At 70.4% G+C, this 14,658-nt stretch carries 10 protein-coding genes; 5 read left to right on the top strand and 5 right to left on the bottom strand.

The annotated features are described in order from the left end of the window. Positions 1 to 10: 10 nt before the first annotated feature. The 3 genes from E8A74_RS55070 to E8A74_RS33250 all read left to right on the top strand — a co-directional run bounded on the left by E8A74_RS55070 (position 11) and on the right by E8A74_RS33250 (position 6,162). Complete coding sequence (locus E8A74_RS55070) at positions 11 to 3,607, top strand: sigma-54-dependent transcriptional regulator (RefSeq protein WP_136933141.1); 3,597 nt, start codon at positions 11 to 13, stop codon at positions 3,605 to 3,607. After that, positions 3,604 to 3,957, top strand: coding sequence for a hypothetical protein (locus E8A74_RS33255; protein WP_136933140.1), 354 nt, complete (start codon positions 3,604 to 3,606; stop codon positions 3,955 to 3,957). Before E8A74_RS55070 ends, E8A74_RS33255 begins: the two co-directional genes overlap by 4 nt. A 66-nt stretch (positions 3,958 to 4,023) precedes the next feature. Beyond that, entirely contained in the window at positions 4,024 to 6,162 is a 2,139-nt protein-coding gene (locus E8A74_RS33250; protein WP_232379866.1) for an ATP-binding protein, read from the top strand. On the opposite strand, the gene E8A74_RS33245 is transcribed toward E8A74_RS33250, so the two are convergent. Together E8A74_RS33245 and kdd are read right to left on the bottom strand one after the other, a co-directional pair. Beyond that, on the bottom strand, positions 6,146 to 7,840 hold the full coding sequence (locus E8A74_RS33245) for a formate--tetrahydrofolate ligase (protein WP_232379865.1): 1,695 nt from the start codon (positions 7,838 to 7,840) through the stop codon (positions 6,146 to 6,148). The genes E8A74_RS33250 and E8A74_RS33245 overlap by 17 nt on opposite strands. A gap of 29 nt (positions 7,841 to 7,869) precedes the next feature. Next, positions 7,870 to 8,907: an L-erythro-3,5-diaminohexanoate dehydrogenase gene (gene kdd, locus E8A74_RS33240; protein WP_136933179.1), complete on the bottom strand. Its 1,038-nt coding sequence runs from the start codon at positions 8,905 to 8,907 to the stop codon at positions 7,870 to 7,872. Between the two features lie 152 nt (positions 8,908 to 9,059). Here kdd and E8A74_RS33235 point away from each other — a divergent pair, with 152 nt between their 5' ends. Then, complete coding sequence (locus E8A74_RS33235; protein WP_136933138.1) at positions 9,060 to 9,992, top strand: DUF4388 domain-containing protein; 933 nt, start codon at positions 9,060 to 9,062, stop codon at positions 9,990 to 9,992. Here E8A74_RS33235 and E8A74_RS33230 read toward each other — a convergent pair. From E8A74_RS33230 to rplC, 3 genes are read right to left on the bottom strand one after another with little or no spacing between them, the layout of a single operon-like run. Further along, positions 9,974 to 10,543, bottom strand: a complete 570-nt coding sequence (locus tag E8A74_RS33230; protein WP_170229562.1) for a gamma-glutamylcyclotransferase — start codon at positions 10,541 to 10,543, stop codon at positions 9,974 to 9,976. The genes E8A74_RS33235 and E8A74_RS33230 overlap by 19 nt on opposite strands. After that, on the bottom strand, positions 10,540 to 11,151 hold the full coding sequence (locus E8A74_RS33225) for an SAM-dependent methyltransferase (RefSeq protein ID WP_136933136.1): 612 nt from the start codon (positions 11,149 to 11,151) through the stop codon (positions 10,540 to 10,542). The genes E8A74_RS33230 and E8A74_RS33225 overlap by 4 nt, the downstream gene beginning before the upstream one ends. A gap of 14 nt (positions 11,152 to 11,165) precedes the next feature. After that, a complete protein-coding gene (rplC, locus tag E8A74_RS33220; RefSeq protein WP_136933135.1) occupies positions 11,166 to 11,831 on the bottom strand; it encodes a 50S ribosomal protein L3 in 666 nt (221 codons plus the stop codon). A 215-nt stretch (positions 11,832 to 12,046) separates the two neighbouring features. Between rplC and E8A74_RS33215 the strand changes: the two genes are divergently transcribed. Beyond that, positions 12,047 to 14,416: a heavy metal translocating P-type ATPase gene (locus tag E8A74_RS33215; RefSeq protein ID WP_136933134.1), complete on the top strand. Its 2,370-nt coding sequence runs from the start codon at positions 12,047 to 12,049 to the stop codon at positions 14,414 to 14,416. The last annotated feature ends 242 nt before the right edge of the window (positions 14,417 to 14,658 follow it).

Below are 14,658 nucleotides of genomic sequence, written 5' to 3'. Positions count from 1 at the left end.
GTCTGGCGCGGTGATCGCCGCCCCTTTGCGCGCTTCGCTCCGCGGGCTCGCGGCGGTCGACGATCTGCTCTGCGCGAAAGGCGCGAGCGGGCTCGTGGTGCTGCACGGGCCGCGCGCGACGCTGGAGGCCGTGGGCGCGCACGCGGCGCGGCGCGCGCAGGTGATCGGACGCGCGTGCGTGCGAGTCGCCGAGGTCGCGTGGGACGAACCCTGGCGCGAGATCGCCGCGCAGATGGGGATCGGCGACGTGGTGGAGCCGCGCCTCGTGGCTGCAAGGATCCTCGGCGCGGCGAACGGCGCGATGATCGTCGTGTCCGAAGGCACGCCGACGCACTGGGGACAGGCGGTCGTGGAGGAGATGGCGCGCCTCGTGGTCGCGCCGCGTGGAGGCGCCGCGCCGCTCGTGCTCGTGTTGAGAGAGGTGGCCTCGGCGCCGGCAGGCGCGCGCCTCGTGCAGATCGATCCGATCGCGTCGCCGGAGGATCTGCGGCGCTACTGGGAGGCGATCGCGCAGGCGGCCGAGCTTCGTCTCGGTGCGGAGGAGGGCCGTCTCGAAGCGCTGGAGCGCTGGTGGTCGGCGGCGCGCCGGGCGCCGCTCGACGGGCGCGCCGAGCCGATCGTGCTGGAACCGGCGCAGAGGCGGCTTTGCGCGCGGCTCGCGCTCGCGCAACGGAGTTTGCCCGCGGCGGAGGCGAGCCGACTCGGCGCGAGCGTGGACGTGGAGGCGCTCGTCGCGCGGGGCGTGGCGACGATCGACACGGCGGGCTCGATGAAGCTCACGGGCGCCGCACCGATCGAGCTTGAAGCTGATCGCGAGGATGCGGTCGCCGTGGCGAGCGCGCTCGAAGCGGTGTTCCCCGTGGATCCCTGGGCGATGCTCCGCGCGGCCGAGTTGTGGGCGCGCGCGGGCGACGCGGAGCGGGCGGAACTGCTCGCGACGCGCGCGCTCGCGGGTGTGGCAGAGCCTTCCGCGCGGGTGGATTTCTGGCGACGGTGGGAAGCGGCGCTCGCGCTCTTCTCGGACGCGTCGACGACGCAGGCGCTCCTGCGTTCGGCCGAGCTCGCGCTTCGCGTCGGCGATGCGGAGCGGGCGACAGGGTTCGCGCGGGCCGCGGCGGCGCGGGATGGAAACGCGCCCGAGGTGATGATCACGCTGGGCAAGGCGCTCAGCGCCGAGGGCGATCTCACGACGGCGACGATCGTGCTCGAACGCGCCATGGGCCGCGCGGATGCGTTCGGCGCGCGCGCGCGTGCGGCCGTGGAGCTCGCCGAAGTCCGGTACACGGCCGGTGATCTCGAAGCGGCGCGAAGGTTTGCCCAGGAAGCACAGGGCGGCGCGTCGGATCTCGCGACGCGGCTCGGGGCGCGGAACGTGCTCGGCAAGCTCCTGCTTGCGGCGGCGTCGTGGAGCGAGGCGGAGGCGCATTTCGCGGCCGACGCGTGGGAAGCGGCGTGCGGCGGTGAGGGGATCGCGGAGCTTCGGGCGCGGCTCAACCGCGCGATCGCCGTGCTCTCGGCCGGCCGGATCGACGAGGCGCGTCCGATGCTCGCCTCCGTGCTCGACGACGGCACGGCGCGCGGCGAGCATCGCGCCGTCGGGTTCGCGCTGACGAACCTCGCGACCATTGCCATCCTGAAGCGCGATTATCCGGAGGCGTTCCACCTCTCGGAGCGCGCGATCGAGGTCTTCCGCCGCATCCGCGAGCGGCTCTTCCTCGCCACCGTGATCCCGAACCTCGCGGAGCTCCGGCTCGATCTCGGGCTTGTGGCCGAGGCAGAGCAGACGCTCGCGTTCGGACGACAGGCGTGCGGCCCGGCGATCCCGGGGACACGCGCGCCGCACTTCGCGCTCGTCGCGGCGCGGATCCACCTCGCGCGCGGCAGGACGCTCGAAGCGCGGGCGGAGCTCGCGTCGGCCATCGCAGGCGCGAGCGGATCGAGCAACGGCGCGAAGCTCTGCGAGTGCCACTGCCTCGCGGCGCGCATCGCGCTCGACGACGGCAACGTGGCGCGCGCCGCACAGGCGATCGAGCGCGCGCGAGCGCATGCGAGCTCGACGCGCGCGCGTGCGGAGGTCGCGCTCCTCGAAGCGACGCGGGCACGCGCCGCCGGGGACGCGTGGGACGGCGCCGCCGAGGAGGCGCTCGATCTCGCGCGGGAAGCGGACGCTCCCGAGCTCGAACGCGAGGCGCGCGTGTTGCTTTGCCACGCGGAGGTCGCGCGGGGCGATGTGCGTGAGGCCGAGGCGCACCTGCACGCGGCGCTCGCGTCCCGCGATCGCATGGCGTCGTCCTTGCCCGAGGGGATCCGCGAGCGATTCCTCGCGCGGCCGGAGCTTCGTGGCCTCACGGCCCTCGAAGTGCGCGCGCCGCGTTCGAGCGAGCCGGGGCTCCGGCCTTGTGAGCGGTGCGGCGATGCGTCGTGCGCGGGCTGCTCCTCGCCGTCGTTGAGCTCGTCGCCGCCGTCGTTGCGCGCCTCGTCGTCGCCGTCGCGCTCGTCGGTGACGGCGATCGAGCGGATCGTGGGGCGCGACGCGACCATGCTCGCGCTGCTCTCGGCCATCAAGAAGGTCGCGAAGGCCGACACGACCGTGCTGATCCACGGCGAGAGCGGCTCCGGCAAGGAGCTCGTCGCCGACGCGATCCACGAGATGAGCCCGCGCCGCGCGGGCCCGCTCGTCAAGGTGAACTGCTCGGCGCTCGTCGAGACGCTCCTGCTCTCTGAGCTCTTCGGCCACGAGAAGGGCGCGTTTACCGGCGCGCAGGCGCGGCGCCGCGGCCGCTTCGAACTCGCCGAGGGCGGCACGATCTTCCTCGACGAGATCGGCGACATCTCGCAGCGAACGCAGGTCGCGCTCCTCCGCGTGCTCGAGGACAAGAGCTTCGAGCGCGTCGGCGGCGCCCAGCCGATCCGCGCGAACGTGCGGATCCTTTGCGCCACGCACCGTGATCTCCGCGGAATGGTCGCGCGCGGCGAGTTCCGCGAGGATCTCTACTACCGGCTGCGGCAGGTTGTGCTCGAGGTCCCGGCGCTCCGCCAGCGCATCGCGGACATGCCGCTCATCACGTCGGCCTTGCTCGCCCGCATCGCGCAGGAGCGGGGCGAGCCGCAGAAGCGGCTCTCGGATCGGGCGATCGAAGCGCTGATGCGGCACGCGTGGCACGGCAACGTGCGCGAGCTCGAAAACGCGCTGCGCGCCGCGTCGCTCTTCGCGGAGGGCGACGTCATCGAGCTCGAGGATTTCACGACGAACGTCGAGTACATGCGCGGCGTGGCTGCCGAGATCACGAAGGGCTCGTCGCCGCCCTCGTCATCGGAGCAGCAGGACGCGCATGGGGGGAGCGGGGGCGCCACTCAGCTCGCCGAGCGAAGATCGCAAGGGGAGGGCGATTCGACGCCGGTCGAGGTGACGTACGCGCACGTCCGCTCGGGCGTCAGCCTGAGCGACATGAAGCGGAAGATCGAGCGTGAGTGCATCGCGCGCGCGCTCGAAGAGAGCGGCGGGAACATCACCCGCGCTGCGGTGCTTCTGGGGATGAAGCGGCCGCGGCTCTCGCAGCTCGTGAAGCAGTACGGACTTGGCAGTGCGTCGGAGGACGGATCATGAACGTTGGGAGACAATCGCTCGGGCTCGGAGGACTCTTCGCACTCGTCGCGATGGTGCTCACGGGGTGTCTGGCTGCGCCTGACGAGAGCGCCGCGCTCGACGAGGCCATCGAGGAGCTCGCGGCGAGCTCTTCCGACGCGGAGGAGCAGACCGATCGCGGGGCCCCCAGCGTGCCTGACGAGCCGCCTCCGCAGACCGACGACATGCCGGATCCGCTGCCGTGGAAAGAGCTCGTCCCGGTGACGCCCGGCGGCTGTGATCCCGAGGCGCGCAGCGGCCCGGATCCGCTGCCGTGGGTCCCCGGCGCCGGCACGCAGAGCTCGCCGGGCAGCGGGACGAAGCAAGACTAGTCGCGCCCGTCCGCGGGCGGACGATCGATCGGGGACGTCTCCGAGGCGGCGCGTTACGCTCTCGTCGTGCCGATAGGGATCGATCTCCGGACCCGGACCACGCTCGTCTGCGGCGCGCTCGCGCTCGTCATTGCCGTCTCGATCCTGCTCCGCGGCCGTGTCCGCACCGTGCACCTGCTCTTCGCGGCGTTCGCGGGCGACATCGGCCTTTGGTACCTGTCGCAATCGCTCTTCGGCTTCTTCCAGCAGACGATATGGGAGCGCTTCACCGCGATCCTCGCGGTGCTCCTGCCGCAGTTCGCGCTCCACCTCTTCGAGGCGATGATCCCGCACGAGGGGGATCGACCGAGCCGCTTGCCGCGCCTCGCGGGCGTGCTCGCGGTGCCCATGGTGCTGCTCGTTTTGAGCCCCAAGCAGGGCTTTTGGCTCGTGCGCGGCGCGGTGTTCTTCTACGTCTTCGCGTTCCTCACGGCGGGGCTCTGGGAGCTCGGGCAACGCGGCGCGCGCAGCGGTTCACGCGCGACGCAGCGGCGCGTGCGTTTCCTCGTGGTGATCGGCGCGCTCGCCGGCCTCGCGAGCGTCGCTGATTTTGCGTGGTTCCTCGGCGTGAACCCCGCGCCCGTCGGCGCGGCCCTCAGCGTGGTGTTCCTGTTCATCTTGGCGCAAGCGCTCCGCCACGAGCGGCTGCTCGACGTCTACGAGATGCTCGCGCGTCTGCTCGTCGCCACGGCCGTCGCCTTCCTGATCGCGGGGATCTTCTACGTCCTCATCACGTTCATCGGCGGCTTCAACACGATGTACCTGAACGCCGTGCTCGCGGCGATCGTGATCCTGGTCCTCTTCGATCCCCTGCGCGAGCGCGTGGCAGAGCAGATCCAGAAGCTCTTTTTTCGTGATCGTTTTGACCTCGAACGGTCCGTCGCCGACGCGCGCCGGCGGCTCGTGCACGTGCTCGAGCTCGACGAGCTCGGCTCGATCGTGATGACGGCGCTCGAGCAGTCGCGCCGCGTGACGAAGGCCGCACTTTACCTGCGTGACGCGGACGGCACGGGGTTCGACAAGCTCGCGGCGCTCGGGCCGGGCGCGCCGCCGCGGATCGAGGTGGCGACGGCGCGCGCGCTGCTCGATCGGCTCGAAGGGGGGCCGCTCTCGCTCGAAGAGCTCAAGCGCGAGGTACGCGAGCGCAAGGCGCGCGGCGCGAGGACGGACGCGTCCGAGGCGGTGCTCAGCGCGGCCGCGGTGCTCGGGAGCTTGCGGGACGGCGCGGTGCTCCTGCAGATCCGGGCCGAGGGCGACGAGATCGTGGGGCTGCTTGTCGTGGTCGACGAGCGCGTACGGGACGCCTTCTCGCCCGAGGAGATCACGCTGCTCGACGCGATCGCCACGCAGGTCGGCGTGGTCATCGAGAACTCGCGCGTCTACCAGCAGATGAAGGAGCGCGACCGGCTCGCCGTGCTCGGGCAGATGGCGGCGGGGCTCGCGCACGAGATCCGGAACCCGCTCGGCGCGATCAAGGGTTCGGCGCAGCTCCTCGCCGAGCCCGGGCCCGACGGGCGCGAGCCGGATCCGCAGTCACGCGAGTTCATTGGCATCATCCTCGAAGAGGTTGAGCGGCTCGATCGGGTCGTCGGATCGGTGCTCGATCTCGCGCGCGCGAACCAGGGCGCCGTGGTGCCGACGGACGTGAACGCCGTCGTGCGTCGGACGTTGCAGGTGCTCTCGACGGAGCGCGCGAGCCAGGATCTGACGGTGGAGGTGAACCTCGATGCGAGCTTGCCGCGGGTCGCGATCGATCCGGAGAAGCTCCGGCAGGTGCTCATGAACCTCTACCGGAACGCGTCGCAGGCCATGAAGGGGCGGGGGAAGATCACGGTGTCGACGCGCGTGCGGCTTGGCCGTGGGACCACGCGGTCGGGGACGGGGATGGCCGACGAGCCCTTCGTCGAGCTCACGGTCGCGGACAACGGGCCGGGCATCTCGCAGAAGGTCCTGGAGAACATCTTCCTGCCGTTCTTTTCCACGAAGGAGAAGGGCACGGGGCTCGGGCTCGCGATCAGCCAGCGCATCGCGCAGGGCGCGGGCGGGCGCATCGAGGTGCGATCGTACGAGGGCAAAGGGTCGACGTTCGCGGTGATCCTGCCGGCGGCGATGGACGCGCTCGGGGCGCCGTCGTCGACGCCCACGCCGCTCAGTCGTTCTGCATGAGGCCGCGGATCTTGCCCGTGGGCAGGAGCTTGACCCGCAGGGCGGAGGGTTCGCGGGGCAGGCCCGGCATGGTCATCATGTCGCCCGTGAGCGCGACGGCGAAGCCTGCGCCGGCGCTCAGGCGGATCTCGCGCACCGTGACCTGGAAGTTCGTTGGACGTCCAACGAGCGCAGGATCGTCGGAGAGCGAGAGCTGGGTCTTGGCCATGCAGATGGGGACGCCGCCGTGGCCGAGCTCCTCGATGCGGCGGGCGTCGCGCTCGGCGGCGGCGGTGAACGTGAGGCCATCGGCGCCGTAGATGGTGCGGGCGATCTTCGTGATCTTGTCGCGAAGCGGCTCGCCGAGGTCGTAGACGAAGCGGGGCGCAGGTGGGGCGTCGTCGGTCGCGTCGGCTGCGCTCGCGACAGCCTCGGCGAGATCGAGGGCGCCTTCGCCGCCTCGCAAGAAGCCTTCGCAGCGGACGGCGCGCACGCCGCGGCGCTGCATGGCTGCCTCGACCAAAGCGAGCTCCTCTTGCGTGTCGTTCGGGAAGACGTTGATCGATACGACGACGGGAAGGCCGAAGAACGCGGCCGAATCGAGGTGTTTGTCGAGGTGCGTGAGGCCGAGTTCGAGCGCCCGCGGGTCGGGCTCCGCCGCGCGCTTGACCGGAGCGCCGCCGTGCATCTTGAGGGCGCGCAGCGTGGCCACGAGGACGAGCACGCGTGGGAAGACGCCCATCGTCCGGCACTTGATGTCGAGGAACTTCTCGCCGCCGAGATCGAAGCCGAAACCCGCCTCCGTGATCACGTAGTCACCGGAGAGCAAGCCGAGGCGCGTCGCGAGGACCGAGGAGCAGCCGTGCGCGATGTTTGCGAAGGGGCCGGCGTGCACGAGGGCCGGGCCGCCCTCGTCGGTCTGCACGAGGTTCGGCTTGATCGCGTCGCGCAGGAGCGCGGTCATCGCGGCGGCGGCGCCGACGTCGGCGGCCGTGATCGGCGCGCCGCTCGTGCTCTGACCGATCACGATGCGGCCGAGGCGGTTCTCGAGATCTTCGGGCCCTTCGGCGAGCGCCACGATCGCCATGACCTCGCTCGCGGCCGTGATGTCGAAGCGATCCTGCCGCGGCACGCCGTCGACCTTGCGGCCGAGGCCGACGAGCACGTTGCGCAGCGCGCGGTCGTTCATGTCGAGCGCACGGCCCCACGTCACCTGGCGCGGGTCGATCGCGCCCTTGTCGCCGAACGTGGTGTTGAAGTGGCACGCGTTGTCGACCATCGCGGACAGGAGGTTGTGCGCAGTGGAGATCGCGTGGATGTCGCCCGTGAAGTGCAGGTTGATGTCGTCGGCGGGCATGAGCGTCGCGCGTCCGCCGCCGGTCCCGCCTCCCTTCACGCCGAAGACCGGGCCGAGAGATGGCTCGCGCAGGCAAAGCACGGCGCGCTTTGCGAGGCGACGCATGCCCATCGCGAGCGCGATCGACGACGTCGTCTTGCCTTCGCCCGCAGGCGTCGGGTTGATCGCGGAGACGAGCACGAGGCGGCCCGCGCCCGCGGCGGGGCGCGTGAGGGCGGCGAGATCGATCTTCGCCTTGTTGCGGCCGTACGGCTCGACGTGATCCTCGGAGATGCCGAGCTCGCGCGCGACGTCGAGGATCCCTTGGGGTCCGATGGGCAAAGCGCTCTGCGTAAGGGTCACGGGCCTCCTCGGTGCCTGCAAAGCAGGCGTCACGTGTAACGTCGTTGCATGAGCTCGTGGAGCGGGCGGCTCGCGCGCACGAGCGAGAGCGTGTGCTCGGCGTGGTCGTGGGCGTAGCCGTTGCCGATGAAGAGATCCACGTCGCGGCCGATCCCCTCGGCGCCGAGGGCGGCGGCCGTGAAGCTCGTGCTCATCGCGAAATAGTAGACCTTGCCGCGATCCCGGGCCGCGAGGATCGCCGCGAGCTCGACGCCGGGGACGTTCACGCACGAGAGCACGAGGTCCGCGCCGCGGCCCTCGGTCAAGGGCGCGACCGCGTCACGCACGGCGAGCGGATCACGCGCGTCGAGCGTCGCGACGTGGTCGCAGATCCCGAGCGCGCGCAAGTCGTCGGCGTACGTGGGGAAGGACTCGACGCCGATCACCTTGCCCTTCTCGCCCACGCGGCGGCGCGCCTCGGCCGTGCAGAGCAGGCCCGATTTGCCGCCCGCGCCGAGCACGACGACGGTGTCGCCGGGGCCGCAGAGGCGCGCGACCTGCGGGGCCGCGCCGGCCACGTCGAGCAAGGCGAGGACGAGCCGCTCGGGCATGTCCGTCGGGATGCGCGCGATCGGCGCCGTGAGGAAGACGGCGGCAGTGCCGACGACGTCGAGCTGCGCGGAGGCGGGGCGCACAGCGAGCACGCGATCGAGCCAGAGGGGTGTGAGCGAGAGCGAGACGAGCGTGGCGACGCGGTCGCCCGGGACGAAGCCGCGCGCCTTTGCGAGGTCACCGACGCGCTCGACGACGCCGAGCAGCATGCCGCCGGAGCCGGTGACCGGATTGTGCTGCTTGCCGCGACGCTTTACGGTCTCGAGGACGAGCGCCGCGACGCCGTCGGGATCTCCGCCGGAGGCTTCTTCCATCTGGCGGAAGCTCGCGGCGTCGACGTTGAGCGTCTGGACGTCGACGACGATTTCGGTCGCGTAGACCTTGGAAAAATCGTTGTCGAGCCGCTCGGCGGGCTGGGGAAGCGCACCTTTCGGCGCGATCACACGGTGGGTCCCGAGGGGGTCTCCGGCAGGCATCGTCACGAGCGCTCCCTTATCACGCCTTTCGCCGGGCGGAAGGCGGCGGGGGGATCCCGCGAGGAACGCTTGACCCTCACAGGTCGGAAACCCTAAAGTTTCAAGGACGAAGCGGGCGTATCCTGCGCCCTCCGCGAATCTTTCGGCCGAGCATGGAAAGCCAACTGCCCAAGGTGTCGCCGCCGCGGAGACTCGCGCTGCGCTTCATCTCCGGCAAATACCAGGGTGGAGAGTTCCTCCTGGAGGACAAGAAGGAGATCATCGTCGGGCGCTCGAGCGAGCTCGACATGGTCCTCGTGGAGGACATGGTCTCCCGCAAGCACGCGCGCATCGCGTGCGGCGATCCCATCACGATCGAGGACCTCGGCTCGACGAACGGCACCTTCGTCAACGGCGAGCGCATCAAGCGCGCGACGCTCAAGGAAGGGGATCGTGTCCTCATCGGCACGAACATCCTGAAGGTCGTCGTCGCCGAGGGGTCGTCGCCCGGGATCCGCCTTCCCAAGCGCAGCGAGCAGCCGCCCTCGGGCCGCTCGCCGACGCGCAGCATGTCCGGCGCGATCGACGAGATCCCGCTGCCCGATCTCTTGCAGCTCCTCGGTACGTCGAAGAAGACCGGGCTTCTCGTGATCCGCACCGACGACGAGGTCGGCAAGATCCACCTGCAGAAGGGCACGATCATCCACGCGTCGCTCGACGACAGCGCCGATCTGCCGCCGCTCAAGGCCGCGTACCGCATCCTCGCGTGGGGCAGCGGCACGTTCGACTTCGAGCCGCCCGACGAGGTCCTGCCGAAGGATCCGGTCGACGTGTCCGTGCAGGAGATCTTGATGGAAGGGCTCCGTCAGCTCGACGAGCTCAACGCGATCAAGCACAAGCTGCCCGGGAAAAACGCGCAGCTCTCGGTCGCGCTCCCGCTGAAGCCGCTCATCCGCGATCTCTCGCCGGTGGAACTCGACGTGCTGCAGGCCGTGTGGAACCACGCCGAGATGCACGTGGTCATGGACAAGAGCACCACGAGCGACCTCGACACGGGCCGCACGCTCCTCAAGCTGATCTCGTCGGGTTACGTGCGCGTCGAGTAACGCGGGGGATTCGCGAGCGCGGCGCGCACCGCGTCGGCCAGCGAGGAGACGTGATCGTCCTCGAAGCCGAGCGTTACGAGCGTCTCCGAAAGGCGCAGGACGTACTCCACGTTCGTCCCGCTCGGCCCGCGCGCTTCGAGCACGTCGGCCACCATCGTCTCGAACGGCGCAGGCCCGAGGTGCCACGGATTTCCGGGGCGTGCGATCCAGGTGATTGCCTCGATCGATGCGATCCCGTCGTTCGCCGCGGCGCCGTGAAGCTCCGCGCGGACCGTGACGCGGTCGTATCCGCCCTGCTCGCGTTCATCGAGCGCGGCGAGGATCGCGTCCGCCTCCGCAGGCGCGAGCGCGTACACGAGGCCGCCCACGTGCGCGCTGGGCGCGGGGACGAGTGTCGCCACGCGGCCGAGCCTCTCCGGCGTGCCGCGATGATCGGGCGAGCCTTGTTCGAGTCGTCGCGACAAACCCGCGACGCGCGCGGCCTTCGCCTCGACGTAAGGGAAGCCGGGCCGCCAGAGCAGCGAGCCGTAGCCGAAGATCCACACGCTCACGGCGATGGTTGTTTCCGAGCGAGCCCGACGAGGAAGACCTCGGAGCTCACGCTGCGCGTGCCTTCGGGCCGGATCACGCGCACCTCGTCGTAGAGCGAGCGCAGCCTCTCGCGCGCCTTCTGGAACTCTTCGCTCATGAACAGCTTGCCGACGAAGGCGCTCCCCGGCGCGCCGAGCGCCTCGGCCACGGAGAGCGCGCGATCGAAGAGCTCGTAGCTCCGCCACTGATCCGCGGCCTTGCTGCCCGTCGTCGCGGGCGCCATGTCGCTCAGCACCACGTCGTAGGGCGCAAAGAGCGCGAGGGCGTCGTTGGCGAGGGAGAGCGCGTCGCCTCGCACGACCGTGACGTTGGGGCCGAAGGCTTGCCGGATCTCCGAGAGATCCACGGCGAGCAGGTGCCCTTTGGATCCGATCTTCTGCGCGGCGTACATGGACCACGACCCGGGAGCGGCGCCCAAATCGAGCACCCGCTGCCCGGGTCGTAGGAGACGTACCCGGCGATCGATCTCCTCGAGCTTGAAGACACTCCGCGCCGGAAACCCTTGCGCCTTCGCCGCTTTGGTGAAGGTGTCGGGCTTCCGGTACGGGTTCTTGCCCTTCGCGCTCACGAGGAGAGGGCCGCTCAGGCCTTCTTGCCGCCGTTCTTCTTCTTCACGGCGCCACGAATGAGGACGATGCCCTCCTTCGAGCCCGGGACCGCGCCCTCGATGAGGACGAGGTCCTCCTCGGGGATGAGCTTCGCGATGCGCAGGTTGAGCGCGCTCACGGTCTCGGCGCCGTAGTGACCGGGCATCTTGAGGCCGGGCAGGGTGCGGCCGGGGGTCATGTTCGTACCGATCGAGCCGCCGTGACGGCGATACTCGTGCGTACCGTGCGTCTGGACGGCGCCGGCGAAGTTCCAGCGGCGGACGACGCCGGTGAAGCCGCGGCCGCGCGACGTGCCCTGCGCGTCGACCTTCTGGCCGACCTCGAACACCTGATCGACGCCGATCTTCTGACCGACCTCGAACTTCGCCGCGTCCTCGGCCGACACGCGCAGCTCGCGCACGATGCGCTTCGGCGTCTGCTGCGTCTTGCGGTACGTGCCGAGCAAGGGCTTCTTCGTGTGCTTCTCTTTGCGCTCGCCGAGGCCGACGATGAGGGCGCTGTAGCCGTCCTTCTCGATCGTCCGCTTGCCGATCACGATGCCGCCCGCCTGCACCACGGTGCAGCGGAGGACCTCGCCCTTTTCGTCGAAGATCTGGGTCATCCCGACCTTCTTGCCGAGGATGCCAAGGTTCTTGTTCATTTCGATGGCCTCTATCGCGCTTCTTCTGGGGTTCGTTTGGCTGTGTTCGCGGCTGCCCGCGAGCCCCTCGTCGCATCTTTTGCCTGCTTGGCGAAGGCCGGTTCGAAGCGCAGAAACCGGGGTGAACGAGCACCAGGCGAGTCGGGGGGCGGGGAGTTTACCCAGGAAGATCCAAAGGGAAAGGTTTTTTGTTTGCAAACCCCGCCGGGGAGAACATGGAGCACCGGGTGAGCGAGCAAGCACCGGCCAAGGTGAAGGATCCGGTGTGCGGAATGATGGTGACGCCCGGGGCGGCCAAGGGCGGCCAGCACGAGCACGCAGGCACGACGTACTGGTTTTGTAACCCGCGGTGCCGGGAGAGGTTCGCGGCGGACCCGGAGAAATACCTCGCGCCGAAGGTCGAGGCGCCTCCGGCGCCCGCGGCGAAGGTCGCGGAAGCGGCCCCGGCGCCGGTCGCCGGGCTCCCCGTGGCCACGATCTACACCTGCCCGATGGATCCCGAGGTCCGGCAGGACAAACCAGGATCCTGCCCGATTTGCGGCATGGCGCTCGAACCGATGGCGATCCTGACCGCCGAGGAGCCGCCGAACCCCGAGCTCGAGAGCATGACGCGGCGTCTCTGGATCTCGGCCGCGCTCTCGCTACCGCTGCTCTTGCTCGTGATGGCGCCGATGCTGATGCCGGGGTGGCGGTGGGCACACGTGCTGCCGCAGCAACGGTGGATCGAGCTCGCGCTCGCGACGCCCGTGGTCCTGTGGGGAGGGTGGCCGTTCTTTGAGCGCGGCTTTACGTCGCTCGTGACCCGGCGCTTCAACATGTTCACGCTGATCGCGATCGGGACGGGGACAGCCTACGTCTACAGCGTCGCGGCCACGATCGCGCCTTCGATGTTCCCCGCGTCGTTCCGCGTGCATGGCGGCGAGGTGCCCGTTTACTTCGAGGCCGCGGCGGTGATCGTGACGCTCGTCCTCGTCGGTCAGGTGCTCGAGCTCCGCGCGCGGAGCCGCACCTCGGGCGCGATCCGCGCGCTGCTCGGGCTCGCGCCGAAGACCGCGCGGCGGCTGCGGGACGGCGTCGAGGAAGACGTGCCGATCGAGAGCGTCGCCGTGGGGGATCGGCTCCGCGTGCGGCCGGGTGAGCGTGTTCCTGTCGACGGCGCCGTGCTCGAAGGCCGGAGCTCCGTGGATGAGTCGATGGTCACGGGCGAGCCGATCCCGGTGGAGAAAGACGTCGGTGATCGCGTGACGGGCGGGACCGTGAACGGCGCAGGCGGCTTCGTGATGCGCGCCGAGCGCGTGGGGCAGGGGACGCTGCTCGCGCAGATCGTGCGGATGGTCGGCGAGGCGCAGCGCACGCGCGCGCCGATCCAGCGTCTCGCCGACGTCGTGAGCGCGTGGTTCGTCCCGGCCGTCGTGCTCACGGCCGTGCTCACGTTCGTGGTATGGGCGCTCGTCGGCCCGGAGCCGCGCCTCGCGTACGCGCTGCTCAACGCGGTCGCGGTGCTCATCATCGCTTGCCCCTGCGCGCTCGGCCTCGCGACGCCAATGTCGATCATGGTGGGCACGGGGCGCGGCGCGTCGGCGGGCGTGCTCGTCAAGAACGCAGAGGCGCTCGAAGCGCTGGAGCGCGTGGACACGCTCGTCGTGGACAAGACGGGCACGCTCACCGAGGGCAAACCCGCCGTGGCCTCGATCGGGCCGCTCGACGGCGCGGACGAAAGGGCCGTGCTCCGCGTCGCGGCGAGCCTCGAGCGCGGCAGCGAGCACCCGCTCGCCTCGGCGATCCTCGCGGCCGCGAAGGAACGAGGCGTCGCGCTCGCCGCCGTCACGAGCTTCCGATCCCTCACGGGTCGCGGCGTGACGGGCGTCGTCGAGGGCGAGCCGGCCGCGCTCGGAAATGCCCGCCTGCTCGAAGAGCTCTCGATCGAGAGCGCCGAGGCCCTCTCGCGCGCCGAGGCGCTCCGCGCACGTGGACAAACCGTGGTGTTCGTCACGCGCGGCGGGCGAGTCCTTGGCCTCGTGGGCGTGGCCGATCCGATTAAGAGCTCGGCCAAAGAGGCGCTCTCTGCGCTGCGTGAAGAGGGCCTCTCGATCGTCATGCTCACGGGCGACAGCCGCACGACGGCCGAGGCCGTCGCGCGTGAGCTCGGCATCCCCGAGATCGAAGCCGAGGTCCTGCCCGATCAAAAGAGCGCCGTCGTCGAGCGCCTCACGAAGAGCGGCAAGGTCGTGGCCATGGCCGGCGACGGCGTCAACGACGCGCCGGCCCTCGCGCGCGCCGCCGTGGGCATCGCGATGGGCACGGGCACCGACGTCGCGATGGAGAGCGCAGGCATCACACTCGTGCGCGGCGATCTGCGCGGCATCGTGCGGGCGCGGCGCCTCTCGCGGGCGACGATGCGGAACATCCGCCAGAACCTCTTCTTCGCCTTCGTCTACAACGGCCTCGGCGTCCCGCTCGCGGCCGGTGTGCTCTATCCGTTCTTCGGCCTCCTCTTGAGCCCGATGATCGCGAGTGCCGCCATGAGCCTGAGCAGCGTCTCCGTCATCACGAACGCGCTCCGTTTGCGCGCTGCGCGACTCTGACGCAAAGCGTCGGTCGCTCGGTTTCCACGGTGGAAGGCCTGGGGCGGGCCGAGCCGGGAAAGCTCCCTCCGTCCTGGAAAGAGTGCGAGCTTGCATCGAGGGTTGCGCTGCGCGAACCCCCTCCCGTACGGCAACCGGGGTGCTACGCTCTGCGAGGGGCGACGCGCCTGCCGCCGGGAGGTTCGATGGCAAGCGAGCGCAATCGCAACGGAGCCGCGAGCCCGAGGGATACGACGAGGACG

Source organism: Polyangium fumosum (genome assembly GCF_005144585.1).
Lineage (GTDB): Bacteria > Myxococcota_A > Polyangia > Polyangiales > Polyangiaceae > Polyangium > Polyangium fumosum.
The sequence above is the reverse complement of the archived record's forward strand: the minus strand, read 5'-3'. Positions and strand labels throughout refer to the sequence as shown.